The organism is Nitrospirota bacterium (genome assembly GCA_035516965.1).
Classification (GTDB): domain Bacteria; phylum Nitrospirota; class UBA9217; order UBA9217; family UBA9217; genus MHEA01.
This window is the reverse complement of sequence record DATIZR010000021.1, coordinates 44,533-70,602: the sequence shown is the minus strand read 5'-3', so window position 1 is coordinate 70,602 and position 26,070 is coordinate 44,533. Positions and strand designations below refer to the sequence as shown.

At 52.0% G+C, this 26,070-nt stretch carries 23 protein-coding genes; all 23 read left to right on the top strand.

The window, feature by feature from the left end; all coding sequences use genetic code 11:
- The 23 genes from VL197_02205 (at position 1) to VL197_02095 (ending at position 25,931) form a co-directional block, all read left to right on the top strand.
- Positions 1-681: a hypothetical protein gene (locus VL197_02205; protein HUJ16779.1), complete on the top strand. Its 681-nt coding sequence runs from the start codon at positions 1-3 to the stop codon at positions 679-681.
- Positions 682-683: 2 nt separating this feature from the next.
- Positions 684-1,697 carry a peptidylprolyl isomerase gene (locus VL197_02200; GenBank protein HUJ16778.1) on the top strand — a complete coding sequence of 338 codons (1,014 nt, stop codon included), beginning with the start codon at positions 684-686 and terminating at the stop codon, positions 1,695-1,697.
- A 66-nt stretch (positions 1,698-1,763) separates the two neighbouring features.
- On the top strand, positions 1,764-2,270 hold the full coding sequence (locus tag VL197_02195) for a UpxY family transcription antiterminator (GenBank protein HUJ16777.1): 507 nt from the start codon (positions 1,764-1,766) through the stop codon (positions 2,268-2,270).
- 458 nt (positions 2,271-2,728) lie between these two features.
- Positions 2,729-3,745 (top strand): UDP-glucose 4-epimerase GalE, encoded by a 1,017-nt coding sequence (gene galE / locus VL197_02190; protein ID HUJ16776.1) that lies wholly within the window; start codon positions 2,729-2,731, stop codon positions 3,743-3,745.
- A 135-nt stretch (positions 3,746-3,880) separates the two neighbouring features.
- The gene (locus VL197_02185; protein HUJ16775.1) at positions 3,881-5,167 is read left to right on the top strand and encodes a nucleotide sugar dehydrogenase; all 1,287 of its coding nucleotides are present in this window, start codon (positions 3,881-3,883) and stop codon (positions 5,165-5,167) included.
- A gap of 123 nt (positions 5,168-5,290) precedes the next feature.
- Positions 5,291-6,376, top strand: coding sequence for a GDP-mannose 4,6-dehydratase (gene gmd / locus VL197_02180; GenBank protein ID HUJ16774.1), 1,086 nt, complete (start codon positions 5,291-5,293; stop codon positions 6,374-6,376).
- Between the two features lie 140 nt (positions 6,377-6,516).
- Positions 6,517-7,887 carry an oligosaccharide flippase family protein gene (locus tag VL197_02175; protein HUJ16773.1) on the top strand — a complete coding sequence of 457 codons (1,371 nt, stop codon included), beginning with the start codon at positions 6,517-6,519 and terminating at the stop codon, positions 7,885-7,887.
- A gap of 164 nt (positions 7,888-8,051) precedes the next feature.
- The gene (locus VL197_02170; protein ID HUJ16772.1) at positions 8,052-9,083 is read left to right on the top strand and encodes a hypothetical protein; all 1,032 of its coding nucleotides are present in this window, start codon (positions 8,052-8,054) and stop codon (positions 9,081-9,083) included.
- Between the two features lie 17 nt (positions 9,084-9,100).
- Positions 9,101-9,862, top strand: a complete 762-nt coding sequence (locus tag VL197_02165; protein ID HUJ16771.1) for a hypothetical protein — start codon at positions 9,101-9,103, stop codon at positions 9,860-9,862.
- Between the two features lie 30 nt (positions 9,863-9,892).
- Entirely contained in the window at positions 9,893-10,708 is an 816-nt protein-coding gene (locus VL197_02160; protein ID HUJ16770.1) for a polysaccharide deacetylase family protein, read from the top strand.
- Positions 10,709-10,726: 18 nt separating this feature from the next.
- The gene (locus VL197_02155; protein HUJ16769.1) at positions 10,727-11,845 is read left to right on the top strand and encodes a glycosyltransferase family 4 protein; all 1,119 of its coding nucleotides are present in this window, start codon (positions 10,727-10,729) and stop codon (positions 11,843-11,845) included.
- Positions 11,835-13,127, top strand: a complete 1,293-nt coding sequence (locus VL197_02150) for an O-antigen ligase family protein (protein ID HUJ16768.1) — start codon at positions 11,835-11,837, stop codon at positions 13,125-13,127. The genes VL197_02155 and VL197_02150 overlap by 11 nt, the downstream gene beginning before the upstream one ends.
- Positions 13,120-14,313 (top strand): glycosyltransferase, encoded by a 1,194-nt coding sequence (locus VL197_02145; GenBank protein HUJ16767.1) that lies wholly within the window; start codon positions 13,120-13,122, stop codon positions 14,311-14,313. Before VL197_02150 ends, VL197_02145 begins: the two co-directional genes overlap by 8 nt.
- Positions 14,314-14,361: 48 nt before the next feature.
- Complete coding sequence (locus VL197_02140; GenBank protein HUJ16766.1) at positions 14,362-15,111, top strand: glycosyltransferase family 2 protein; 750 nt, start codon at positions 14,362-14,364, stop codon at positions 15,109-15,111.
- 170 nt (positions 15,112-15,281) lie between these two features.
- Positions 15,282-16,859, top strand: a complete 1,578-nt coding sequence (gene xrtD / locus VL197_02135) for a VPLPA-CTERM-specific exosortase XrtD (protein HUJ16765.1) — start codon at positions 15,282-15,284, stop codon at positions 16,857-16,859.
- A complete protein-coding gene (locus VL197_02130) occupies positions 16,860-18,503 on the top strand; it encodes an MraY family glycosyltransferase (protein ID HUJ16764.1) in 1,644 nt (547 codons plus the stop codon).
- Between the two features lie 128 nt (positions 18,504-18,631).
- Complete coding sequence (locus tag VL197_02125) at positions 18,632-20,629, top strand: tetratricopeptide repeat protein (protein HUJ16763.1); 1,998 nt, start codon at positions 18,632-18,634, stop codon at positions 20,627-20,629.
- A gap of 228 nt (positions 20,630-20,857) precedes the next feature.
- Positions 20,858-21,454 carry a polysaccharide biosynthesis/export family protein gene (locus tag VL197_02120; protein ID HUJ16762.1) on the top strand — a complete coding sequence of 199 codons (597 nt, stop codon included), beginning with the start codon at positions 20,858-20,860 and terminating at the stop codon, positions 21,452-21,454.
- On the top strand, positions 21,451-22,842 hold the full coding sequence (locus VL197_02115; protein ID HUJ16761.1) for a hypothetical protein: 1,392 nt from the start codon (positions 21,451-21,453) through the stop codon (positions 22,840-22,842). Before VL197_02120 ends, VL197_02115 begins: the two co-directional genes overlap by 4 nt.
- Positions 22,843-22,856: 14 nt before the next feature.
- A complete protein-coding gene (locus VL197_02110; protein ID HUJ16760.1) occupies positions 22,857-24,428 on the top strand; it encodes a chain-length determining protein in 1,572 nt (523 codons plus the stop codon).
- Between the two features lie 31 nt (positions 24,429-24,459).
- Positions 24,460-25,263: a P-loop NTPase gene (locus VL197_02105; protein HUJ16759.1), complete on the top strand. Its 804-nt coding sequence runs from the start codon at positions 24,460-24,462 to the stop codon at positions 25,261-25,263.
- 32 nt (positions 25,264-25,295) lie between these two features.
- A complete protein-coding gene (locus VL197_02100; GenBank protein ID HUJ16758.1) occupies positions 25,296-25,433 on the top strand; it encodes a hypothetical protein in 138 nt (45 codons plus the stop codon).
- 114 nt (positions 25,434-25,547) lie between these two features.
- Complete coding sequence (locus tag VL197_02095; protein ID HUJ16757.1) at positions 25,548-25,931, top strand: hypothetical protein; 384 nt, start codon at positions 25,548-25,550, stop codon at positions 25,929-25,931.
- Positions 25,932-26,070 lie beyond the last annotated feature (139 nt).

Here is a 26,070-nt window from a genome sequence, read left to right as displayed (position 1 = left end):
ATGAAAATACCGCCGATTCAAAAGTTGAAGCTTCCCGCCGTTGTGCTGGCGGCCGGCCTGCTCATAGGGCTGGGTGTGGGACAGATGCAGGTCAGTAAGGAACAAAAGATCTGCCAGGACAAGATCAAAGAGAAGGACAAGAAGATAGCCTTTATCCAGAAGAAGTTGACGGAAGAAAAGGCCGAGGCTGCGAACTCGCTCGAACAGAAATGCCGGGACGACGTGAACAGGCTGCAGACTGCACTCCAGGGCGAGAAAAAGAAAGCGGCGGTCCTGAACGGCCAGGTGGGAGCGCTGACCGGGCAATTGCAGAAACTGGACGCGCACGTGAAGGCTGCCGATGAAACAACAGCCAGGACGAAACAGGAGCTCCAGGAGGCACAGCGGAACAACAAGGAACTGGACCATGAGCTGAAAAAGACCTCAGGCGAGAAGCAGACCCTTCAGGCGGACCTGAAGAAGACGACCCGGGAGCTGGGCACCTGCATCTCAAACAATGCCGACCTGGCCACGATAGCCGGGGAACTCGTTAAAAGATACAAGGACAAGGGCATAGGAGCTGCGCTTCTCGAGAAGGAACCGCTGACGCAGGTAAAGAAGGTGGAACTGGAGCAGCTCACGAGCCAGTACCAGGAAGAGATCGAGCAGAAGAAGATCAATAAAAATAAGGGAGGCAGCTGAGCATGACCAGGGTTTCCAGTTTTCAGACAGCAGCGCTGTTCGCCGCGTGCATCGCCGTGGCCTCGCCGGCCTGGAGCGAATCAAAAAAGCCTGAACCGGCCGGTGACCGCGTTGCGACGGTGAACGGCGTTCCCATCAGGCGGGGTGAATTCGACGGGGAAGTCTTCCAGATCCAAAAGACCCTTCTGGGCATGGGGAGACCGCTCACCGGCAGCCAGGTCGCCTCCATCCGGGCGGAGGTGCTGGAAAGTATGATCAGGCGCGAGGCGCTCTATCAGGACAGCCGTAGGGCCGGCATCAGGCCTGATGAAAAAGCGGTTGCCGGGGAGCTCGCCGCGCTCAAGAAGCAGTTCCTGAACGAGGCCGAGTATAAGAATGAGCTCGGCAGGAGGAACCTGTCCGAAGAAGAGCTGCAGTCGCAACTGGAGCGGAACAGCTCATTGCAGCAGTATGTGGAGCGGCAATTCGGCTCGAAGGTCACTGTGACCGACGCCGAGACGCTCGGCTATTATGAAAGCCACTTGGACCTGTTCAAACAGCCGCTGCAGGTACGGGTCAGCCACATCCTGATCCAGGTCGATCCGAAATGGGACGATCCCAAAAAACAGGAAGCCCGGCAGAAGGCCGAACAGGTGCTGAAGGACCTGAAAAAAGGACGCGACTTCGCGGCCCTGGCGCGGGAGCAGTCGGACGGTCCGACCAGGACGCAAGGCGGCGACCTGGGATATATCAGGAGGGGCCAGTTGGATGCAGAACTCGAGAAGGCCGTCTTCAAGATGAAAGCCGGGGAAACGAGCGATATCGTGGAGACCAGCTACGGGTTCCATGTGTTCAAGGTGTTCGACCGGAAGGCGGAAACCATCCTGTCCTATGATGTTGTCAAGGAACAAATCCGTCAGCACCTGGCCCAGGAAAAAGCGCGGCAGGATGCAGACCGATATGCAAAGAGCCTGCGCGAGAAGGCATCAGTGGAGATCCTGCTTCGCGACGAGGTGAGCACCGCAAAGAACCCCTGAAAGACGCCGGGGGTTGCGCTGTGCGCCGGGCAGTTGACCTGAACAGCTGCGGCAAGGTATGTGGACATGACACAGACGAACTGGTACGCAGTATACGTGAAATCGAGGCATGAATTCGTTGTTGCCGACGAGCTCCGGAAGAAGGGGATAGACTTGTTTCTCCCCTCCGCAACAAAACTGAATCAATGGAAAGACCGGAAGAAACAGGTGGTAGTCCCCCTGTTCCCCGGCTATCTTTTTGTCTCCATCGCCCCGGAACCCGAGGAATTCGTGAACGTGATCAAAACGCGGGGTACGGTGACCTTTATCTCGCTGGTCCCCGGGCACCCCACGCCGGTGGCCTCTGAAGAGATCGAATCCCTGAAGATGCTTCTCGTAAGCGGGGAACGGGTTGACATCTATCCTCATCTGCAGGAAGGGACGCCGGTGCGCGTAACAAAAGGTGTGTTCCGGGGCGCCCAGGGAATGCTAAAGCAGAAGAATCACGGTCAGCATATATTTCTCGTGAACGTGGAACTGCTCGGGAGAAGCGTGGCCGTCAAGATGTGCGCGGAGGATGTCGAGGCCGCGTAAGAGCAGGTCGGGCGATCCGAGCAGGCATTCATCGTCGGTTAAGGCAACAAGTGCATCATTCCGTCAACTTCCCGGTCTTTTTTGAAGCCCTGTGACCGAGAAGGCGGAGCATTGCCAAAAGCTTCTCCGTTTGCTCACATGCCGGTCCTGTTCGCAGACCGAAACAACAGAACTAGAATCTGATTAAAGTGTTAGTCCACAGATTTCGCAGATGTACGCAGATTAAAAAATGAATAAATAAACAACTCTGGTTTCATCTGTGAAATCTGAGTAATCTGCGGATAACAAATTGACTCGATGTCAGTTTTTTTGGCTTCTTAAGAACTTGTCTCTAGATTCAAGGTTATCCGAAGTCAAGGTATTCTACCATGTGCTTATGCGGTACCAACTGCCGTTTACAGGATCACCCGCAGACCGCAGGAACATGCAAAGCTAGATCAGCTGTCAGGGAGAGCCAGATGAAGATATTTATAACAGGCGGCGCGGGCTATATCGGCAGTCATGTGGTCAAGATGCTGGGAGAGCAGGGCCATGAATTGCTTGTGTTCGACAATCTGTCCACCGGGCATGAGAGGGCGGTCCTGTACGGGAACCTTGTCAAAGGCGACCTTGCGGACACACTGCTGCTGCAGCACACCATGCAGGCGTTCAGGGCGGACGCGGTCATCCATTTTGCCGCGTCCATCGAGGTGGAGGAGTCCGTCCGGCGGCCGATGAAATACTACCGGAACAATGTCGTCAACACCCAGAACCTGGTGGAGGCCATGCAGTTTGCCGCCGTGGAGAACCTGCTCTATTCCTCGAGCGCCGCCGTGTACGGGATCCCGTCCTCTGTGCCGGTCGACGAGACCGCCGAGCTGAAGCCGATCAACCCCTACGGCGCGACCAAGGAGATTACTGAGCGCATTCTGCACGACCTCGCCGCTGCCGAGGATTTTCATTACATTGCACTGCGGTATTTCAATGTCGCCGGTGCTGATCCGGCCGGCCGGCTCGGACAGGCCTATGCCAAACCGACCCATCTGATCACCCGGGCGCTGAAGTGCGCAAAGGGCGAAGCAGCAAAGCTTTCCATCTATGGCACCGATTATCCGACCCCCGACGGGACCTGTATCCGGGATTATATCCATATCGACGATATCGCCAGCGCCCATGTCATGGCCCTCGAGTACCTGATGGAGACCGGGAGGTCCGATGTCATGAACTGCGGGTATGGACGCGGGTTCTCCGTCAGGGAGGTCCTGTCCATGGTTAGAAAGGTCACCGGAGTGGATCTCCCTGTTGAGCAAACCGGTCGACGAGCCGGCGATCCGCCCGCCCTCATCGCGGACAGCATGCGCTTGAAGGAACGGACCGGATGGACGCCGCGGCATGATGATCTGGAGTTCATCATACGGACGGCATGGGAATGGGAGACGGGCTTTGAACGGAGGCTCCTGGCCGGGCGTCCTGCGATCCATCATCTGAACGAATAGGAGCGGAAAATGGAATCCAGGCAGGGGAAAGATGCCTGATCCATGTGCGGCATCGCCGGATATATCGGTGGCCAGGACGCCGCTCCGATCATCTTCGAAGGTTTACACGCTAAGTTGTGCGGGAGAAAATAAATCATGAGTCTTGTCGAAAAAATTAATCGCAAGGAAGCCCGTGTCGGTATCATCGGCCTCGGTTATGTGGGGCTTCCTCTGGTCATCGAATTCTGCAGGGCGGGCTTCCCCGTGACGGGATTTGATGTTGATCCGGAAAAGACAGCCATGCTCAGCCGGGGGGAAAGCTATATCAAGCATATTGCGAGCGGGCGAATCAGGCCGTTTGCGCACCTGCTGGTCGCAACGACCAATTTTTCGAAGCTTGCGGACATGGACTGCATTATTATCTGCGTCCCGACGCCTCTTAACCGGAATCGGGAGCCGGACATGTCCTACGTTTTTAATACGACAAAGACCATTGCGAAGTACCTGCGTAAAGGCCAGCTTGTAGCGCTTGAGTCGACCACGTATCCAGGTACGACGGATGAGGACATGAAGGCGATTCTTGAGGATACCGGGCTGTCGGCAGGTGTTGATTTTTATCTCGCCTTCTCTCCTGAACGGGAGGACCCGAACAACAAGGATTTCTCTACGAGCACCATACCAAAGGTAGTTGGCGGATATTCTCCGGCATGTCTCGAAGCAGCCAAGGCACTCTATGATTCGATAGTCACGACCGTACCGGTGTCTTCCACAAAAGTAGCCGAAGCCACCAAGCTTCTCGAGAATATCTACCGGGCGGTCAATATCGCTCTGGTCAATGAACTTAAAATGCTTCTCGACAGGATGGGAATAAACGTTTGGGAAGTCATTGATGCGGCCAAGACAAAACCATTCGGTTTCCATGCCTTCTATCCCGGACCGGGATTGGGAGGCCACTGCATCCCCATCGACCCTTTCTACCTGACCTGGAAGGCGCGTGAATTCGGGTTCCACACCCGCTTTATCGAATTGGCAGGCGAAATCAATACGGGAATGCCCGACTACGTCGTCAGCAAGGTGATGATGGCCCTGAACCAGGCGAGCAAGCCGGTGAGGGGGGCCCGCATCCTTATACTCGGTTTGGCTTACAAGGCCAATGTGGACGATGACCGGGAATCACCGGCGTATCGACTTATGGAAAAACTGGAAGAGGTGGGTGCCATTGTCGATTTCAACGACCCCTACATACCGGAGATACGCAAAACCCGTGAATATGCGCGATATGCCGGGAAACGTTCGTCGCCAATAACCGATGCGTATGACCTGTTGCTGGTGGCTACAGCCCATGATGAGTACAGGAACATCGATTTCGCGTCCCTTGACATTCCGGTCGTGGATACGCGGAACATCGTGCATGGCAATGGTCGGATAACATACCGCGCTTAGACGCGAACCCCCTGAGCTGCCGCCCTGTATGGAATAGGGAGAGTTCAGTCAACATGATCGTCCCGTTGGAGCTTCTCCGTGTGCATGAAAAAAAAGTTGCATGAAAGTAAGGAGAGTTATCGAATGAAAAAAGCGCTCATTACCGGCATCACAGGCCAGGACGGAGCATATCTAGCGGAATTCCTGCTTGAGAAGGGCTATGTCGTACATGGAATTAAACGAAGAGCGTCACTCCTGAATACCGACAGGATCGACCATTTATACCAGGATCCCCATGAGAGAAAATTGAATTTCGTTCTGCATTACGGCGATCTTACTGATTCAACCAATCTCATCCGGATCATCCAGGAAGTGCAGCCCGATGAGATTTACAACCTCGCGGCGCAAAGCCATGTAAAAGTTTCTTTTGAAACACCGGAGTACACGGCGAACTCGGATGCCCTGGGGACTTTGAGGATTCTTGAAGCGATCAGGATATTACGCCTGGAGAAAAGAACGCGATTTTATCAGGCATCGACGTCGGAGCTGTTCGGAAAGGTACAGGAGGTCCCACAAAAGGAAACGACGCCCTTTTATCCCAGGAGCCCGTATGCTGCTGCAAAACTCTACGCATACTGGATAACGATAAATTACCGCGAGGCCTATGATTTCTTTGCCTGTAACGGCATTCTTTTCAACCATGAGTCCCCCCTGCGCGGCGAGACGTTCGTGACAAGAAAGATCACCAGGGCTGTGGCGAGAAAAAAGCTCGGACTTCAGGATAAGGTCTTCCTGGGGAGCCTGGATTCCCGCCGTGACTGGGGCCATGCCAAGGATTATGTGGAAGCGCAGTGGCTCATGCTTCAGCAGGACAGCCCTGACGATTATGTGATAGCCACGGGAGAACAGCATTCGGTCAGGGAGTTCGTCGAAGCGGCCTTTCATGAGATCGGGACCCGGGTCAGCTGGCAAGGGAAGGGTACCGGCGAAAAAGGGTACGACGATAACACAGGAGAAGTCCTGATAGAGGTCGATCCGCGATACTTTCGGCCGACGGAAGTGGAGACCCTGCTGGGCGACCCTTCAAGAGCAAAGGAAAAGCTGGGATGGAAACCCAGGGTCGGCTTTGCCGAACTCGTCTCAGAGATGGTGAGAGAGGACATCAGACAAGCGGAAAGGGACCTCTTATGCAGGAACGGAGGCTTCAAAATTCTCAGCTACCATGAATAGATCATAGGTAATTGTGCTGGCTTTGGGAACAAGACCGAAAGCCGTTATGATATCGCCCGTTGAGAAGGAATCAGAAACATATTCGGTAAGTTTAGTAAGAAAGTACTTAACAGAAATCAAATCATATCAGACCAATAATTATGTCACTCAAATCACTAGCCGATAAAATATTGTCATCGCAATTGCGTATAAATATCGTTACCGGCATGGTGACAAACATAGCTGCTGTGGCGGTGACAGCCATTAGTTATCCACTCTATTTGCACTTTCTCGGATATGAAAAATACGGCGTCTGGCTCATATTATCTACGATAATGAATATTGCGCAATTGAGCAATCTGGGATTGGCGCCGGCTGTCGTAAAATTAGTTGCCGAAGAATATGGTCGCCGAAATACGCACGGCATTCAAAGCACGTTATCATCGGCAACAGCGATTCTGATTATCAGCGGCTGCATGGCTTTCATTATGCTCATCCTCTTCAGGATTCAGATTATTAATCTATTCAAACTGACAGATGAGAACGCGAGGATTGCTTTATCATTGCTGCCCTATATGGGCCTGCTTACCATATATGTTTTTATTGTCCAAGTATCATCCGCAACGCTGTCAGGCCTGGGGCGCATGGACCTCGCCACCTACAGTGATGCAGGCGGCCGTATTCTGATATCAGTTTTGTCCTTAATGCTGTTGTACCTCGGGTTGGATATAAGGAGTATGTTAATAGCGAGCGCGCTGTCATATGCGATTATTCACGGTGTCAATGTATATCTGATACACCAATTGGGCGATTATTCTTTTTATCAAACAAAGAACTATAATTTACAATATGTGACTAAACTGCTGAAAATCGGCAGCGGCATGTTCGGCAGCTCTCTCATAAACATATTGGTCAGTCCATTCAATAAGATAATGATTTCCCGATTTATTGGAGTCTCGTCGGTTCCCATTTATGAAATAACGTATAACAGCTGTATGTATATCAGAAGTTTAGTAGAGTCCGGCATCAAGGCCATTTCTCCCGAAGTGAGCCGTGTAAGCGCCGTAATATCCCCCGATGCGATCAAGAGAATTCAGCAACTCAATAAACTATCCCTCAAAACAATATTGATCATTGCGGCACCTCTCTGGATCATATTGATGGTGTTTGCAGCGCCGATATTGTCGACGTGGTTGCAGAATAAATATGTGGGAATACTGCCCGTCGTATTTCGCGCCATGCTCATCGGGGTTTTCATGAATCTGCTGGCCGTACCTGCATTTTATATCCTTCTCGGAATGGGGAAAACCCATCAGATATTTATCAGTTATGTCGTGCAGTCCTTTGCAAATGTGATGTTTGTGATGAGTTTAATTATGATCAACAGACTGAACATCGTCAACATGGCGTATGCGGTCATGGTCAGCATGGCAGTGGCTAGTTTCTATTTAGTGTGGCAGAAGAGACTGCTTGAGAAAAAATTGACGGACGATATGCCGCCGTTAAGTCTACTGATAAAGAATCAGTTATAAGGTCGGTTGGGCAGTGTTACCACAGACAGTGTTCTGCCTCCGCTGCGAATGAAGAAATTTGTTTCATCCGTAATTCCCGCTGACGCGTAAGCGCAGCGTATGCTATTGCAAGGCGTTCCCTTGCCGCTGGTGCGCTTCATCGTTATCCATAATTGGAGAAGCACATGAATGTAATTGTCACTTGGATGTATTCATCACCCGAAGGCGAGAGTATTTGTCACTCCCAGGTGGGTTCGGCTTCCGGGACGCAAAGAGTTCAGAACATATACTGGAGATGTGTTTTTTTGCTCTTTGAGAGCAGCGCTCGATTGAATCCCGGGGCACGTCATATTTTGTTCATAAATAAGAGGCCTCCGAATGAAATAGACGGCGTAGAAATAAATAGACTGGTTCAACAATACAAGATTGAATTCATTGAATTTACAACCATAACAAAATCGCCATCTGATTATTATGGAGAATGGAACACTCAGTTCATGGTGTTGGATGTGCTGGACAGGCTGAAGGAAGTCGTCAGAGATGATGATAAAATCTTTATCCTGGATAGCGATATTATATTCAATAAATCCATAGACGATGATCTATTGAGGGCACTGGATAAGCATAAGGCCCTGCTGTATTCTATTGATTACGATGATAAACACAATATAAACGGATTGACCCGTTTGGAACTCATAGAAGTAGCCAAACATATGGATGTCGGTTTTCCAGCAAAAGAATTCACGTATTCCGGCGGAGAATTTATTTGTTGCTTGGGCAGCGAACTATCAAGAATAGCTGATGCAGGGCGTAGAAACTATCTAGTTTCTTTAGAAAGGCACAAAAAGAAACAAAAAAAATTTAACGAAGAAGCCCATCTGTTGAGCTATGTATACCATCTACTCGGATATCAAACGCATACGGCTAATCGATTCATTAAACGAATATGGACTGATAGAAGTATTTATTCAACAATTGATGGAAGTGAATCCGAATTGGTCTTTTGGCATCTGCCCGTAGAAAAGAAAAGAGGTTTTGTAAACGTATTCAGATCATACAGGAAAATAGATGGGGAATATAGATTGACCATAAAAAACTTTGCTCGGGCATATAGAATAGAAGAAGCGTATCCCTCCAAAATTCCTCGTTATATCAAACAAGCGGTACGTCCCGTGTATCAAATTCTTAAGAGCATGACGCCGCAGGTGATGAAATGAGGTTCAGTTCTATAAAGATGCAGGTCGTTCTCATTGCAGCAATTATGCAGTTAGCGGGCCATTGCGCGTACGGTTTCGAGATATTTGACGGGGTGGTGTATAAGCATAAGCCTGATATGAGTAGATACGGGATCAAGCCTATACTTATTTTATACGACGATGCCTTTTGGGACAAAGGTGAAGACAAAAAAGAGTTAAATAGGAAGAAAATCGTCGAAACGGCGAAAAAGATACCCCGGGCATCTATCGTATGCATCGATATAGAGCACCTAGGCGCGGACAAATTAAAAGAGGTGGCGGTCCTGATAAAAAAAAATGCCCCGCAGTCCCAGATAGGATTTTACGGTATCCCGTTGAGAGAATATTGGGCATCCCTCGCAGAGAAGAGCTCGCAACAATACAAAGACTGGGTCAATAAAAATGAACAATACATTGCTCTCATTCAGGAAGTAGATATCCTATTTCCTTCTTTATACACTTTTTACCCGTTTCCGGAACAATGGGAAAAATATGCAATTGAAAACATCAAGCAGGCAAAAATATACGGCAAACCAGTGTATCCTTTTCTCTGGCCTCAATACCATGACAGCACCATATTGAAAGGCAGCTATATTAACGGCGACCTTTGGCGGCTGGAACTTGAGACATGTTACAAATACGCGGATGGGATTGTCATGTGGGGCGGTTGGGACATGATAGCATGGAAAGCAGAAGATTGGAAAGACGACGCAATATGGTGGGCCGTTACCCAAAAATTCATTGCATCAAATAAAATCTGAGGTACAACAGCGACTGATTGCCGGTGAAATATGCTTCTGACCATCCAGACAAAGCAAAAGATCAAAAGATTCATTGCCGGAACATACGGTTTGCTGAGCCATGAGCGCGCAGGAAGCTTGTCGGTTATACTCAATTATCACTCTATCCATCCATCCCATGAAACATCGACGCGGCCTGATGATTTTATGAGACAGATGGGATACCTGAAAACTCATTTTAGTGTGATCTCACTCTCGGATTTTTATACAATGAGGACCACGGCAAAAGATTCGCCCGGCAATATTGCCGTGGTAACCTTCGACGACGGTTACAAAGATAATTACGAGTATGCTTTCCCCGTATTGAAAAACCTGGGGCTGCCCGCTACGATCTTTCTTACCACCGGGTTTATAAATGGGGAGATCGATATTACCAAGGAATGTAAAAGCTATCGGGGCCTGGACCATCTGGAGTGGTCGCATATAAAAGAAATGAGGGAGCATGGCATATATTTCGGCGCGCATACCCATAGCCACCCGATTCTTACGGAGCTGCCCCTGGATAAGGCGGCTGCTGAAATCATTCAATCAAAGCAGGTATTGGAGGAAAAACTGGGGGAACCGGTAACACACTTCGCCTATCCCCTCGGTCAATCAGGGACCTTTAACGACTCGATAATAAATTTATTAAAAAAGCACGGCTTCGATCTAACCTGCTCCACAATCTGGGGGACAGACAATGACAGTACGAGCATGTTTGCCCTGCACAGAATAAGGATAGACGGCGTTGACTCCATGGAGGATTTTATCGCCAAAGTCAACGGGCATTGGAATTTTATCAATTTTATCCAGACGCGGAACCGATAGGGATCCGAGAGGCAATTTGTGATCATACGAAATAAAATTCTCTGTCTAGTTCCCCTGTCGCCGCCGATCACCGGGGCAGCAGCGGCCTCAGAAACTGTTATTGAATCTCTCAAGGGACATCATGATGTAACGGTGATCGGTTATCAACGGGGAAATCTGATAAGCGGCAAGTTCTCTTTCGTGCAATCGCTGCGCATACTGATGGTCGGCCTAACAGTAATGAAATTACGTCTGATAAAGAAACTCGATCATGTATATTTCGTAATATCTTCAACGCGGTGGGGTAATCTGCGCGATCTGTTTATATTAACCGTCTTGGGGAGAACTCGCAGAAAAAAATGCGTCGTGCATCTTCATGGAGCAAATTATGACACCTGCCTGTTATCGGCGCCGAAATGGATACGTTATTTAAACAAAGGCCTATTCAGCGACGTGCAGGCCGCAATTGTTCTTGGTGCAACGTTTGAAGGTATCTTTGACGGATATGTCCCGCGAGATAGAATAAAGATCGTGAAAAATTATTACGAGCCGGCCCTCTTGATCCCTGAAGAGAACATCAAGGTCAAATATGGATCTTCAGCAAAGATCAAGATCTTGTTTCTGAGTAATTTAATAAGAGAAAAAGGCTACGAAATACTGTTAAGCTCGTTTCTGTCGCTTCGACGGAACATCAGAAATAAGGCAGAGCTGCATTTTGCAGGAGCAATATATTCTCTTCATGACAAAACAGAACTTATTAAAAAGATGAAGAACGAACGAAACATCTATTATCATGGCACAGTTGCAGGCGAAGTCAAAAGAAATTTGTTGTGGGAGGCTCATATCTTTTGTCTGCCGACGATGTATCGGTACGAAGGCCAGCCTATTTCAATACTTGAGGCCTATGCGGCAGGTTGCTGTGTTATTACAACAAACAACGGCGGTATTAAAGATATATTCTGCGATGGTAAAAATGGATTTGCCGTGGGTGATAATCACGAAGTGCGCGGTACTGATTTGACGGAAATACTCGAGAAAGCCATTTTGGATATTCGCAGTTTAAAAGATATTGCGTACGGCAACAGGGCTGAAGCAAGGGACCGATATCAGAAAAACGTATTCGGTCGCAACATTGAGCGGATAATCCTTGAACAGTAATATTGCCTTATCGAATATGTTGCAGGGAATCGGATGCTACAGCCAGAGACGATTAAAAGGGCGGGAAGTTTTGAAGCGTAAGACGAACAAGGGCTTAGTTCTCGTATTCGGTCTTTGGCTTTCCGGCGTTGTATGTGCCGGTGTTCTCGCACGGGTCATTGGAAACGGACTTGATAGTTTCCAGGTCTCCATGGCGGCAGCTGTCTTATGGCCCCTGGCTTATTTTGCTTTCAGCAGAAATCATTTTTTACCAAAATCCCCGGGTAAGAGCAGGTTGGCTGCCATGTATGTTTTTATGGTATTTGCGGCCTTGTCTGTTGCTGTCAGCCCTGAACCCTGGGTATCATTCGCGTATTTTTGTATCACCTTCAGCGCTTTTTTTATAACACTGCAATTCAACACCAATTTAACGGATTCACAATTTACGCAGGGATTGAAGCTCTATTCCTTTCTGTCGACGTTATTGCTTGTCTTGTATGCCGTCTATTATTTTAAGTCGGGCGTGCGGCTTGGCGATGAATTAAAGTCGATGGGTTCCAACGCAATTGCCGTAATGAGCGTGTCGGCCATATTGACCGCTATAACTTTCCGCACAAAAATAGTGCGCTACTCGATAATGGCAGCGGGTATTACGATACTGTACCTCACGGGATCCAGGGCGTCCGCCCTGTTCATGATCATTAGTTTATCGATAAGTTCGTTAATTGCTATCAAGACACTGTCCGCGCGGGGTAAAATCGCTTTGGCTGGCTTTGTTCTCACATTTTTTATAGTTGCAGCGGTGTATTACGAAAGCATATTACAGCATATGGAGACCTTCTTTGCAGTCCATGACAAATGGCGCGGCGTCGGCACCGGTGCTACAGGTCGTCAATATGCCTGGAGAGAAACGTGGGAGTTGTTTCTTGGCAGCCCCATAACAGGCGTCGGCTTCAGAGCCCACGAACGATTGATGAGGAGCGCCACCTCATCCCATAATGGATATTTAGCCTTGCTGGCCGAAACCGGCTTTCTGGGTTTCTCCAGCGCTGTTTACCTAATTTTGAGCGGAATTGCGGTGCTATGGCAGAATGCAAAGAACGGTAAGCTTATAAACCAGCAGGGCATTCTCTTTGGCATGTGCATGGGTTATTTATTTCTGGGCCTTTTTGAGCGCTATTTGTTCAATTTCGGAAATGCCACTTCACTGTTATTCATCATGGGAATAATGGCGTATCGGTCGGACGTTGAAGATATCTCACAGGCTGAGCCGGCACTTGAAGAGATCATGCGCCATGCCTGATACGAGGCTGAATGTTGTCATTACACACCACTTTCTTGCCCATTATAGAAGGACTATATATAACGCGTTGTGCAGACAACGGTTTCCGCTTCCTCATTATTCATTTGTTGCCGGCACCAGGACCAACATTCCTATCAAAACCATCGATGCAAAGACAGCGGAAATTGACCCTGATAGAGGCGGACTGAGGTGGAAATTTATTAAGAATTACTGGTTTTTCAAAATATTTCTGTGGCAAACCGGCCTCATGAAACTGGCTGTGAATCGTAATGTCGATGTAATTATTTACCTGGGAGTCATGTATCATCTCTCTACGTGGGTCAGCATTCTTATTGCGAAACTCACCGGCAAACGCGTTTTGATGTGGACACATGGATTTTTGCGGGAGGAAAAAGGAATTAAAGGTCATATAAGAGCGCTATTTTACAAATTAAGCGACGGTTTGCTGCTGTATGGAAATCGCGCAAGAGAGATTCTCGTGAAACGCGGATTTGATCCCGACAAGCTGTACGTTGTGTATAATTCTCTGGATTACGATTTACAATGCGCTGTCAGAAATGATCTATCAGACGAAGTTCTTGCCGGATACAAACGCGTATTTGCCCGCCCTCGTTTCCCAACATTAATTTACATAGGCAGACTCACTTCAGACAAGAGAGTAGACATGTTGATTCAGGCGGCTTATCTGCTGCGATCGCGAGGAATCAATGTAAACGTATTAATTCTTGGCGATGGACCTGCATTGGAGTCCCTTAAGCAGTATGTTGACTCCCGCGACATGAGCGAAAATGTATATTTTTATGGTGCCTGCTATAAGGAAGAGGACATCGGTGCCATGATAAGTTTGTCCGATTTATGCGTGGTTCCGGGCGATATCGGCCTGACCTGCATGCATTCCCTGGTCTACGGGACGCCCGTCATAACACATAACAATCCTGATTGCTCAGGCCCGGAATGGGAGGCAATCAAACCGGGTGAAAATGGGGATTTATTTCAATACAATGATGTTGATGATCTTGCGTTAGTAATAGAGAACTGGCTTAAAAGAAATAGACCAAGAGATGAGGTCGGGAGTGCATGTCGATCTTCAATAGATAAATACTATAACCCGCATTACCAGATAAAAATTATTAATAACGCCGTACAAGGTACGCCTGCCGGTCAATTAAACCAAATTCAATCGTAATGCTGCTCCTTAAAGCTTCCTGCCGTTTCGAATCGCACTGTGGCTCATATGACGATGAGAAAAAAAATATCAATTATAACGGCTTCCTTCAACAGCGGTTCCACTATCAAAGACTGCCTGGACAGCGTCGAAGATCAAGGGAACCAAGCCGAACACATCATTATCGACGGAGCGTCAACCGACGACACGCTGAGCATCGTCAGGTCATATCCACACATCGCCGAGGTCATTTCCGAGCCGGACCATGGCATCTACGATGCCATGAATAAAGGCATCGCTCTGGCAACCGGCGACGTGATCGGCATTTTAAACTCCGATGATTACTACGCCCATCCGCAAGTACTGGAAAGAGTCATGAAGGTGTTCGAAAACAGGGAAATAGATTCCTGTTACGGCGACCTGCTCTATTTCGATCCGGTCGACAAAACGAGGATCGTCCGTAACTGGATATCCGGCTCTTATCATGAACGAAGATTCTACTGGGGATGGATGCCTCCCCATCCGACTTTTTTTGTCCGCCGGTCCATGTATGAGAAATATGGCGGTTTCAAGCTGTCTCTTGGTTCCGCTGCGGATTACGAGCTCATGCTTCGTTTCCTGGTCAAGCACAAGATCAGTACGGCTTACCTGCCGGAGATCCTTGTCAGAATGCGTTCAGGTGGCATAAGCAATATGTCGCTCAGGAACAGGCTTACGGCAAATCGAATGGACCGCTATGCCTGGGAGGCCAATGAGCTGAAGCCTTATTTCTGGACTACGTTCGTCAAACCGCTATCGAAAATCATGCAGTTCTTCTGACTAGGGAGATGTTATTGCTCGTAAAGGGCGGGGGAGTGCCGGATGCTGAAAGGTTATAACGGAGGAAGAGGCGCTGAACAAGAAGCGGGAACGACTCCAGCGCCTCCTCTCAGGATGGTCCAGAGAGAGAGCTGAGCAAGAATAGGACGCATTTGGGGAGGAACGGAACATTGAAAGTTTTTGAAGGTACCACGATCAGACCGGAGAGCTGGCTTAAAGCAGGACTGTATGCCTCTGTTATCCTCCTCGTTTATTATTCCACATTCAAACAAATGATCTCGGCTTGGTCAGGCGAGGAGTACTCATACTGCTGGTTTATTCCTTTCGTCGCGCTCTATATCATCTGGGAAAAACGGGTCGAGCTTGCCAGGCTTGTCTCGGCCCCCTCCTGGCAGGGGCTGGCGCCGCTGGGCGTGGGCGTACTGTTTTACTGGTTGGGAGAACTCGGCGGAGAATACACGACTCTGTATCTGTCGCTCTGGTTTGTCATCATCGGTATCGTCTGGCTCCATATCGGCTGGCGAAAGATGCGAATTATTGCGTTCGCATTCATGGTGATGCTGGCCATGTTTCCCCTCCCTAATTTTATCTACACGCGGGTCACCGTTTGGGCCAAAATGATTTCGTCGCAATTAGGGGTTTGGATGCTTCATATGGCTGGAATGTCCGCATATCGCGAAGGAAACATCATCGACCTCGGGTTCACCCTTCTTCAGGTCGTCGACGCCTGCAGCGGTCTGCGGTATATCTTGCCGATGATGCTTTTCGGCCTCCTGCTTGCTTACTGGTTTAAAGCTCATATCTGGAAAAGAACGGCACTGTTCCTTTCGTCCCTGCCGCTCTCCATTCTCTTGAACAGTTTCAGAATCGCGCTAACCGGCATTTTGTACAGCGTGCTTGGGGCGTCAGCAGCGGAAGGCTTTTTTCACGGCTTTTCCGGCTGGCTTGTTTTTATGGCTTCCTTACCGGTTTTTCTGCTCGAGATGTTTGTGTTGAAAAAATTGCCGCCGAAAGAGAAGGGCGGAAGAGCCGCGCAGGTGTCTGCCGGTGAAGATGCCGATCGGTTTGAAAAGACAAAGAATGACAAAGCATTTTTGCAGCCCCCATTGATAGTGAGTATGGCGGTTCTCTTGCTTACGGCCGGACTTTCTCATGCCATAGAATTTCGGCAACACGTTGCGATCGGCAAGCCCCTCAGCCAGTTCCCCCTGCAGGTGGGGGAATGGAAGGGAGCGCGTGAAAACATGGAACAGCAGTTCCGCGATGCATTGATGTTCAGCGACTACATCATTGCGAACTTCACCGATCCGCAGAGCAAGTCTATAAATTTTTATGTGGCCTATTACCAGGATCAGCGCAAGGGTGAGGCAATCCATTCGCCCGAAACGTGCCTTCCCATGGGAGGCTGGACATTTATTGAGGAAGGCGACGCTGCGGTTTCCCTTGCTGACGGTAAATCCTCCCTGCCTGTGAACAGGGCATTTATAGAGAAAACAGGAGTGCGGGAGCTCGCCTATTACTGGTTCCCTCAGCGAGGGCGCACTCTCACGAAGCTTTACCAGCTGAAACTATACGCATTCTGGGATTCTTTGACAAAGCAGCGAGCGGACGGGGCATTGGTGCGGGTGATAACGCCAGTGTATCCATCTGAACGGCTAGAGGATGCCGAGAATCGTTTGCAGTCGTTCACGAGGGAGATCGTGCCGGTGCTGGATGGGTATATCCCGGGAAAGAGCTTGCAGCAATAAATGATATATTTAACCGCTTTACTTCTCTCGGTATTCATCACCGTCAGCCTGATACCCATGATGATCAGGCTCGCGGACAGATACCAGGTTGTAGACGTTCCCAACCCCCGGAAGGTCCATGTACGCCCCGTGCCGCGGATCGGGGGGCTGGCCATGGCCGTTGGTGTCTTCATCCCCATCGTTCTCTGGGCCTTGGCCGACGAGTTCGTACGGGCCTTCATCGTGGCAACGGGCATCCTGGTCGTCTTCGGATTCATCGATGATATGAAAGGGCTCGGTTACCGGGCGAAGTTCGGAGGACAGATCCTCGCGGCCCTGGTCATCATATTCTACGGCGGGCTCAAAATCAGCTCCCTCGGCAGCCTGTTGCCCGGAGAGATGCAGTTGACGGAATGGCTGAAGATCGCGCTCACCCTGGTGGCGATCGTCGGCGTCACGAATGCGGTGAATCTGGCCGACGGTCTTGACGGACTTGCGGGCGGGATCTCCCTGCTCAGCTTCTGCTGCATCGGATATCTGGCCTATCTTGACGGCAGCAATACGATCCTGACCATAACCATGGCCGTGGCGGGCGCGATATTCGGATTTCTCCGGTTCAACACCCATCCCGCCAGTCTCTTCATGGGCGATACGGGAAGCCAGCTGCTGGGGTTCTCCGCAGTCGTGCTGGCGGTCAAGACGACGCAGGGCAATACTCCCCTCAGCCCGGTGCTGCCGCTCATCATCCTCGGGCTGCCCGTGCTCGACACCCTGACCGTCATGGTGCACAGGATCAGCCGGGGCAGGTCGCCTTTTAAACCGGACAAGAACCATTTTCATCACCGGCTGATCAACTTCGGGCTATCCCATTCCGAAGCGGTTTTCGTCATATACGTGATACAGGCGCTGATGATCCTGTCCGCCATCTTCTTCAAGTATTATTCGGACTGGCTTCTTATTGCCGGCTACGGCGCCTTCTCCGTAGCCGTTGTCGGCCTGTTCGCCGCGGCGGACCGCAAGGCCCTGCGGCTCCCGCGCTTTCCCGGCATGGAGAACGTGGTCAGGGACCGGCTGCGCAAGATCAGGGAAAACAACTACACCATCAGGTGCTCCTTCGGCATATCGAAACTGCTCATCCCCCTCCTCCTGGTGGCCTCCTGCTTTATTCCGGCACGGATCCCGGCGTACGTCTCGATCACGGCCTTTTGCTTCAGCGTGCTGATCCTTGGGGTTTTTTTTGCACGGAAGAAATACCTGGGGACGGGTCTGCGCCTGGTGCTGTACCTGACGGTCCCTCTCGTTCTCTATTGCATCGAGGAGGGGAGCGCTGCCTGGATGAGCGAACAGGCGCTGTTCCTGTACCGGCTGTGCTTCGGCATCATTGCTGTGTTCGTGATGCTCACGGTCAAGTTCTCGAGACGGTCGAAAGGCTTCAGAATGTCGACCATGGACTTTCTGATCATCTTCATTGCCGTGACCGTACCCAATTTGCCTGGCCAGCTGGCGCAGCATTTCAACCTGGGCCTGCTGGCAGTGGAGATCATCGTGTTCTTCTTCGGCTACGAAGTGCTGATCAATGAACTGCGGGAAAAGTTCGATGGCCTTGCGATGGCGACGCTGGCGGCAACGGTCGTCCTCAGCGTGCGGGGATATGCGGGAGTGTGAGAAGGGCTTCCGGCAGGCGGGCCCTCTCCGGGGAGTGATACGGTCCGGCTCGCGCGAAGCCGGGCCGATAATCGTGAACAATGGCAGGGGGCTTAGTTCCCGGCCGTGGAAAAAGGGAGGCGTGGAACATGAACATTTTACAGAATAGATCGTTGCTGGGAATCGTTGCATTGTTGGCCTTGATGATCACGGTATCTTGCGGAGGGCCCGAACAGAAGAAGGCCAAGTTCTACAATAAGGGCAAAGCCCTGTATGAAAAAGGGGACTATGTAAAGGCGGGTCTGGAGTTTAAAAACGCGATACAGATCGATGTCAAGTATGCCGATGCCTATTACATGCTGGGCATGACCGCCTTGAAGAGCGGAGACCCGCGCGGGGCCTACGGCAGCCTCTCGAAGGCCGTTGAGCTGGATCCCCGGCACTGGGAAGCCCAGACTCAGCTGGGCTGGTTCCTCCTGGGCAGCGGCAAAACCGATGACGCCATGAACAAGGCGGAACTCGTCCTGAAGAACAACGCAGCCAACGAAGACGCTCTCATCCTCAAGGGAGCGGTGCTGCTGAAGAAAAAGGAGGTGGAAGAGGCGCGCCGGTTCTTCGAGTCAGTGCTCGGCCGTGACGTACATAAACCCGAAGGCTACCTGCTCCTGACCTCGATCTTCGTGCAAAAAGAAGACGCGAGGAACGTCGAGCGGGTCCTGCTGGACGGCATCAAGGAAAATCAGAAGGCCGTCCCCCTGCACCTCGGCCTTGCCGATCTCTACGTCAAGACAAAAAGGACCGACGATGCGATAAGCCGGCTGCAGAAGGTCATCGAGATAGAACCGGAGGTGAGCCAGCATCGCCTGAGCATGGCCGCAATCTACTGGCAGTCGGGCAGGGAACAGCAGGCAAAGGATGTTCTGAAAACGTTCCTCCAGGCTGATCCCAAAAAGGAGGAACGCTGGATTCAGGCTGCCCAGTTCTATATGGCGCGGAACAAACCGGGCGACGGCGAGGAGCAGTTGAAAGAAGGGATCCGGCAGAATGGAAAAAGCTTCCCGATCCGCTTCGCCCTGAGCAACGTCTATTTCGGGTCCAATCGCCCGGAGCAGGGGCTTGCCGTGCTGCAGGAATGCCTGGAGCTGGAACGGGATGCCGCGAATCCCAACATCCTGCACACCAAGAATGCGCTGGCCGGGTACTATCTTTCCCGTCAGGAACCGGACAAGGCGAAAAAGTACGCCGATGAGGTGATCAAGGAAAGCCCGAAGAACGTGGATGCCAACTACATCGAGGGCACCATTCATCTCGGGAAGCAGGAGGCCCTGCAGGCAGTGTCTTCTTTCCGGACGGTCATAAACGAGCAGCAGGAGTTCATCCCCGGTTATGTCGGCCTGGCTGGCGCCCATCTCCTGAACAAGGAGTACAATCTGGCCTTCGACACTCTTCAGAACGCATTGAAGATAGCACCGGACTCCCGTGAGGTGATCCGCGCCATGGCCCGCGTCTATGCCGCACAGAAGGATTTCAAGAGCGCCGAGGCCCAATATCGCAAGCTGCTGAACGCGAATCCCGGGGACCTTGACGTGCGTGCCGACCTGGGAGACCTGTTGCTGCTTGCGGGAGACGTGCGGCGGGCAGAAGGGGAGTACCAGGACATCAAACGCCAGGCGCCGAAGAATCCCGCAGGCTATGTGAAAATGAGCTCTCTTTATGGCAGGCAGAAGAAATGGGACAAGGCCATAAACGAACTGGAGCATGCGGTGCAGGCCAATCCGGAGCTTTGGACCACGACCAACGACCTGGCCTACCTTCTGAGCGAATACGGCAAGGGGAATAAGGACCTTGACCGCGCCTTTGTGCTCGCCGAGAAGGCCAGATTGCTGAAGCCCGATGAACCGTCCGTGTTTGACACCCTGGGCTGGGTCAACTACCGGAAAGGCGATGTGCAGAAGGCGGTGGAGTGGCTGGGAAAGGCGCAGTCCAGGAGCACCGGGAACCCGGTCTTCAGCTACCATCTCGGCATGGCCTACAGCAAGCTCGGCAATCAGGAAAAGGCGAAGGAGTATCTGAAGATAGCCCTCGCTTCGAACGTGTCGTTCCCCGGGAAAGATGAGGCCCAGAAGACTGCGGCAGTGCTCCGCTAATCTGAATCCCTCGACTTGCAATCCCCCGGCTGATGCCGGGGGGTTCCGCTCAAACGAGAGCAGACATGGCCAGGCCAGACCTATTCGCTGAATACGAAGATTCAGGCAGATTTAAAATAGGAGCAATGAATTTTGCATTAATCTGCTGAGTCTGTGTCATCTGCGGATAATATCGAATTTAATGTCGGTCTAAGCTCTTCTCAATATTGTCAGGAGGAACAAAGGAAAATGGTGCGAATAATACTGGCGCTGGTAATGGCAGGACTGCTGGGCCTCTCGTCTCCGGCCCTTGCCGCGGGATTGGGCGAACCGACTCCGTCGCCGGCGGCGGGAATCGCGGAACAGGGCTATCTTATCGGTCCGGGAGATGTACTGGATATATCCGTCTGGAAGGACGAGGCCTTGACAAGATCCTGCGTGGTCAGGCCGGACGGGTTCATCTCGTTCCCGCTTATCGGAGATATCCCCACCGCGGACAAGACCGTGTTCGAACTGAAATCGGAGATGGAGGGAAAACTGAAGCGCTTCGTCCCGGAAGTCGTGCTTTCCATCGACGTAAAGCAGATCAACAGCATGATCATCTATGTCATCGGCAAGGTGAATAGTCCGGGCCGGTTCATGCTGGGTGTCGACGTGAACGTCCTGCAGGCCCTGGCCACGGCCGGGGGGCTCAACGTTTTCGCCAAAGGGCGCAAGATCAGGATATTCCGTCACGGTAGCAACGAAACCACCATATTCCCCTTCGATTACGATGAGGTGGTGGACGGAACGCATCTGGAGCAGAACATCCATCTCAAGCGAGGCGACGTAGTCGTCGTACCGTGATGAATGCCGGACGCATCGTCTCACTGGTCCTGCTCCTGTTTGCCTTCACGGCGATGGCCCGGGGAGCCGAGATCTGCTTTGTTCCGTCCCTGGCCGTGAGGGAGGAATATAACAGCAATATCCTGCTATCGACTGACGCGGACTATGTCAGAAAGGATTATATCACCACCCTGTCGCCCGGATTTGAGTGGGCCGACAGGACTGAACGGCTCGATCCCATGCTGTCGCTCCGCCTGGACCGGCATCTCTATTCCCGGAACGATGAGCTCAATGCAACCGATCAGCAGTACAGCGGCAGCGTGCGATATGCAGCCACTCCGTTGCTTTCGATCTCCGCGGGCGCAGGATACCAAAAAACTTTCAATCCGAGCCTGGATACAGGGCCGGCCTTTCCCGGACCGCAGCCTGGCATGGTGTTCTCAAACACCAGCAGCGGAGGCGGTACCGGCAGTGGCGGAAGCGGTACCGGTACAGGCGGCGGAGGCCCGACCGGCAGCTCGAATACCGCCGGAGGAAGCACGTCTGCATCAGCGACGACACTGCCTTTTGCAGCGTCGCCTTTTCAGCGGATCAACTCTTCGGTGTCCGCGGGATATCAGCTGACGGAACAAACATCGTTCACGGCAGGGTACCAATACGGCTGGGACTCCTACGAAAATCCGCAGTATCGCGACACGACCCATGACGCGCAGGCCGGACTTGTCGTCGATCTGGGCGCGTATCTTCACCGGGTGAAAGGCATGCTTAACACGGGTTACAGCCAGTATCTCATCTACGGCCAGAATGTCGTGCCTGATTCGAGAACCATCAATGTCGCGGGTACCATCGGTTTTTCCTACGACATCAGTGAGACCTGGAGTACCCACATGGACGGCGGCTATCGCCGTACAGACGCGGAAACATTTGTGAACCAGGGGGTTCCCAACGGCACTGAGTTAATCGTTGTCAGGGAACGTCTGGACAATACCGAAACGGCGGGAACGGGCGACTTTTCCCTGAACTATAATGGGCAATACACGAGCGCCGGGCTTTCTTATGTTCAGGATTTCACCATGGCCTATCTTGCCTCGGGTCACAGGGCGCCGGCCGAGCGCGAAGCTTTGTCGTTCACTGCCCGGCATCAGATGACGCGTGAACTGTCGGTCAGTCTGACGGCTGGGTACACCAGATACATTTCCGAGCACGTCCTTACCCAGACCAGCGTCAACCTCTCTCCGCTCATCCGGTATGACCTTTTCCAAATGAGCGGCGAAAGGGACCTGGCACTCGAAGCGTCATACGAGCACGCGCGGATCGACTACACGGTATCGGGCACGGCGTACAGGGATCTGTACTTCATCCGCCTGACGGCCCGCTTCCCGTACTGCAGTTCGAGTCAGTACAAGTAACCACAGGAGCGTTTATGGAAAAAGCCAAAATAACGACTATCGAGGATGTCGTCAAGATCATCAAAAGACGGCGCTGGGCGCTCATCGTCCCTATGCTCTGCGTCCCTCTGCTTTCCGTGCTGGTCCTCATCATCTGGAAGCCCGTCTACCGCTCCACGTCCACGATCCTTATCGAGGAACAGGAGATTTCCCGGGAATATGTGATGACCGCCGTGACAAGCTACGCAGAGCAGCGGCTGCAGACCATCAACCAGCGGATCATGAGCGCTGCGCGGCTTCTCGAGATCATCAACCGCTTCAACCTGTATGCGGACAAGCGCGACAAGATGACTTCGGAGGAGATCATCGAGGACATGCGGAAGAAGGACATTAAGTTCGAGACAATCATGGCCGACGTCATTGACCGGCGGACGGGACAGAAAACGGCTGCTACCATCGCGTTTACGGTCTCCTACGAGGGGAACAATCCCCAGGTGGTCCAGCAGGTGGCGAATGTCCTCGCGTCCCTCTATCTCGAGGAGAACATGAAGGTCGTGGGGCAGCAGACGGAGGGAACAACGAGGTTTCTGGATGAGGAAATGAAATCCGTTCAGGCTACGCTGGGCGACCTGGAAAGGAAAATCGCCGTTTATAAAGAGCGGCACAATCAGGCCCTGCCTGAACTGCTCCAGTTCAACCTGCAGTCCCTCGACTGGAACGAGCGGAACCGGGACCAGTTGAATGAGCAGCTCCGGTCGCTCAGGGAAAAGGAGGGCTATTACCAGACCGAACTGGCCACAATGGCGCCGGACACGATCAACCAGAATAAAGACCGGCTGAAGGAGCTGCGTGTCGCCCTTGTCGCCCTCAAAGCGCGATATTCCGAGGAATACCCCGACGTTATCAAGACCAAGGCCGAGATAGCTGTTCTGGAGAAGAAACTTCAGGAATGGGCGAGCGAACCCGATGTTCAGGAAAAGCCGGACAATCCGGCATACGTCGCGCTCTCTTCTCAGCTGGCAAGCATCCGGGCCGAGATCAAGTCCGTCAAGCTTCAGCTCGAGGACCTCGACCGAAAGCAGGAGGATTACCGGCGCAGGCTGGAAGCGTCGCCCAAAGTAGAGGAGGGGTACAAGAAGCTGACGGTCGAGAGGAACAATACCCAGGCCAAATATGACGATCTCATGAGGAAGTACATGGAATCCAAAGTGGCCCATGGCCTGGAAAAGGAGCAGATGGGCGAACGGTTCACGCTGATCGATCCGGCAAGGCTCCCCGAAAAACCGGTACGCCCGAACCGTCCGGCCATTCTTCTGATCGGGCTCATTCTCGGCATAGGGTCCGGAGCGGGGACCGCGTCCTTCCAGGAAGCATCCGACCGGTCCGCCCGGAAGACGGAGGATCTGGCCAGGACATTCCCTTTCCCTGTTCTGGCGGAAATCCCGGAGATCGTAACAATCGAGGAAGAACTGCGAAAAAAGAAACGGTTGAAAATAGCCGCCGTCTCTTCGTTCCTCTTTATAGTGATCATCGCCCTGGCTATCCATTTCTTTGTGATGGATATGGATATCCTCTGGATCCGTGTTATGCGACACACTGCCATGTAACGACGCCGCTACGGCGCAAAGGAGTGAACCGATGATTCACAGGATCAAGGAAACAGTTGCCCTGATCAGGCGAAACAACGGAAATGGGCGACCGAAAAAGTCGCAGCCTTCTTTCCGGGACAATGCTTCAGAACAGGACAGGGAACAGGCAGGATGGATATCACCGGCCTACGTCCAGTCACGGTCGGTCAAGCTGGATCCGCAGGTCCTCGCCCGGAACCGTTGTCTCCTGAACCTGGACGACGCCAGGGAGGCGGAGTCCTACAGAATATTGCGAACGCAGATACTGCAGCGGACCAGGGAGTCGGGTGCCAACACGATCATGGTCACCAGCGCGCTCCCGGGCGAGGGAAAAACAATCACCGCCATCAATCTCGCCATCGCGATCGCGCGGGAGTTCCAGCATACGGTCATGCTCGTCGACGGCGATCTGAAACAGCAAAGCATCCATAAATACCTTGGCAGCGGCGGCGAACAGGGGCTCATGGATTACCTTGCCGGAAGCTCGCCCGTTTCCGAACTGATCACCTGGGCCGGCATAGAGAAAATGACGCTTATTTCCGGAGGCCGCCTGCTGCATGAAAGCGCCGAGATCCTCGGCTCTCCCCGCATGCGGGAACTGGTGCCCAGCATGAAGGTGCGCTATCCCGACCGCTATATCATTTTCGACATGCCTCCCATCCTGACCGGCGCAGACGTGCTGACGATGGCGCCCCTCGTCGACAAGATCCTCATTGTTGTTCGGGCCGGCAAGACCTCAATGGATGACGTCGGGAAGGCGCTCCAGTATCTTCCGCAGGAGAAGATCCTGGGGCTGGTCCTGAACCGCTGCTAGCGGAAATTGCTAAAAAAGCAAAAGGTGGAGCGATGGAAAAACTGACTCAGATCATCAATTTCGTCAAGATACTCATGGACAAGAAGTTCACGGGTTCGATCAAGATCAAGTTCACCCGCGGGACAGTCGAGCGAGTGGAGCAGTTCGAAGAAATATTGAAGAACAAATGATACAGGTCCTTTGCCGGGTGCCAGAAAGCCCGAAGCGGGAAGATGCGCGCGCTTCTCACTTCGGGCTCGTTTTTTTCACAGCTGGCAGCGAGTGTCCAGGGAGGAGAACAAGTCATGAACGTGAGGAAGGTATGGCGCAAGGCGATCAGGGAACAGCGGCAGCGGGAAAGGGCCGACGACGCGGTCAAAGGAGCGATCTTCTGTTTTCTCGGCCTGGTCGTGCTCGCGCTGCTCGCCGGCTGCGGCGGATCCGGAGAGTCATCGGGAGAGCCGGTCTCGACCTGGAGCGTGGCAACGAACAATGAGAACGGGGTCGAACGGAGCCGAGCCTGGCAGCTCTGCGGCGGAACGATCTCCTGCTCGTACATGCGTGAGACCCCGCCGGACAAATCATCTGCGGGGGGCTTCATCGGATCAGCGACTGCGAGCCAAGCCGCATGTTACCAGCAGTACAGCGGTTCGAATAATTTGATGGAAGCAACGGAGCAATGTCCATAAAAAGGGGCGGATGTTGGGAAGAAAGCTTCGTAACGTCCTGCCGGCCAGCCAGGCGCTTCAACTGCCGCAAATCCATGGCGTCCATTGACGCAAGTGAACTCTAATCGCTCTATAAAAAACGACTAATACGAAGGAGGAC

Excerpts from the sequence above, each read along its gene's own strand:
- VL197_02145 (HUJ16767.1), top strand. The coding sequence starts at position 13,120 with ATGCCTGATACGAGGCTGAATGTTGTCATTACACACCACTTTCTTGCC.
- VL197_02120 (HUJ16762.1), top strand. The coding sequence starts at position 20,858 with ATGGTGCGAATAATACTGGCGCTGGTAATGGCAGGACTGCTGGGCCTC.
- VL197_02100 (HUJ16758.1), top strand. The coding sequence starts at position 25,296 with ATGGAAAAACTGACTCAGATCATCAATTTCGTCAAGATACTCATGGAC.
- VL197_02160 (HUJ16770.1), top strand. The coding sequence starts at position 9,893 with ATGCTTCTGACCATCCAGACAAAGCAAAAGATCAAAAGATTCATTGCC.
- VL197_02200 (HUJ16778.1), top strand. The coding sequence starts at position 684 with ATGACCAGGGTTTCCAGTTTTCAGACAGCAGCGCTGTTCGCCGCGTGC.
- VL197_02185 (HUJ16775.1), top strand. The coding sequence starts at position 3,881 with ATGAGTCTTGTCGAAAAAATTAATCGCAAGGAAGCCCGTGTCGGTATC.
- VL197_02170 (HUJ16772.1), top strand. The coding sequence starts at position 8,052 with ATGAATGTAATTGTCACTTGGATGTATTCATCACCCGAAGGCGAGAGT.
- VL197_02140 (HUJ16766.1), top strand. The coding sequence starts at position 14,362 with ATGACGATGAGAAAAAAAATATCAATTATAACGGCTTCCTTCAACAGC.
- VL197_02175 (HUJ16773.1), top strand. The coding sequence starts at position 6,517 with ATGTCACTCAAATCACTAGCCGATAAAATATTGTCATCGCAATTGCGT.
- VL197_02095 (HUJ16757.1), top strand. The coding sequence starts at position 25,548 with ATGAACGTGAGGAAGGTATGGCGCAAGGCGATCAGGGAACAGCGGCAG.
- VL197_02195 (HUJ16777.1), top strand. The coding sequence starts at position 1,764 with ATGACACAGACGAACTGGTACGCAGTATACGTGAAATCGAGGCATGAA.
- VL197_02105 (HUJ16759.1), top strand. The coding sequence starts at position 24,460 with ATGATTCACAGGATCAAGGAAACAGTTGCCCTGATCAGGCGAAACAAC.
- VL197_02205 (HUJ16779.1), top strand. The coding sequence starts at position 1 with ATGAAAATACCGCCGATTCAAAAGTTGAAGCTTCCCGCCGTTGTGCTG.
- VL197_02130 (HUJ16764.1), top strand. The coding sequence starts at position 16,860 with ATGATATATTTAACCGCTTTACTTCTCTCGGTATTCATCACCGTCAGC.
- VL197_02125 (HUJ16763.1), top strand. The coding sequence starts at position 18,632 with ATGAACATTTTACAGAATAGATCGTTGCTGGGAATCGTTGCATTGTTG.
- gmd (HUJ16774.1), top strand. The coding sequence starts at position 5,291 with ATGAAAAAAGCGCTCATTACCGGCATCACAGGCCAGGACGGAGCATAT.
- VL197_02165 (HUJ16771.1), top strand. The coding sequence starts at position 9,101 with ATGCAGGTCGTTCTCATTGCAGCAATTATGCAGTTAGCGGGCCATTGC.
- VL197_02110 (HUJ16760.1), top strand. The coding sequence starts at position 22,857 with ATGGAAAAAGCCAAAATAACGACTATCGAGGATGTCGTCAAGATCATC.
- galE (HUJ16776.1), top strand. The coding sequence starts at position 2,729 with ATGAAGATATTTATAACAGGCGGCGCGGGCTATATCGGCAGTCATGTG.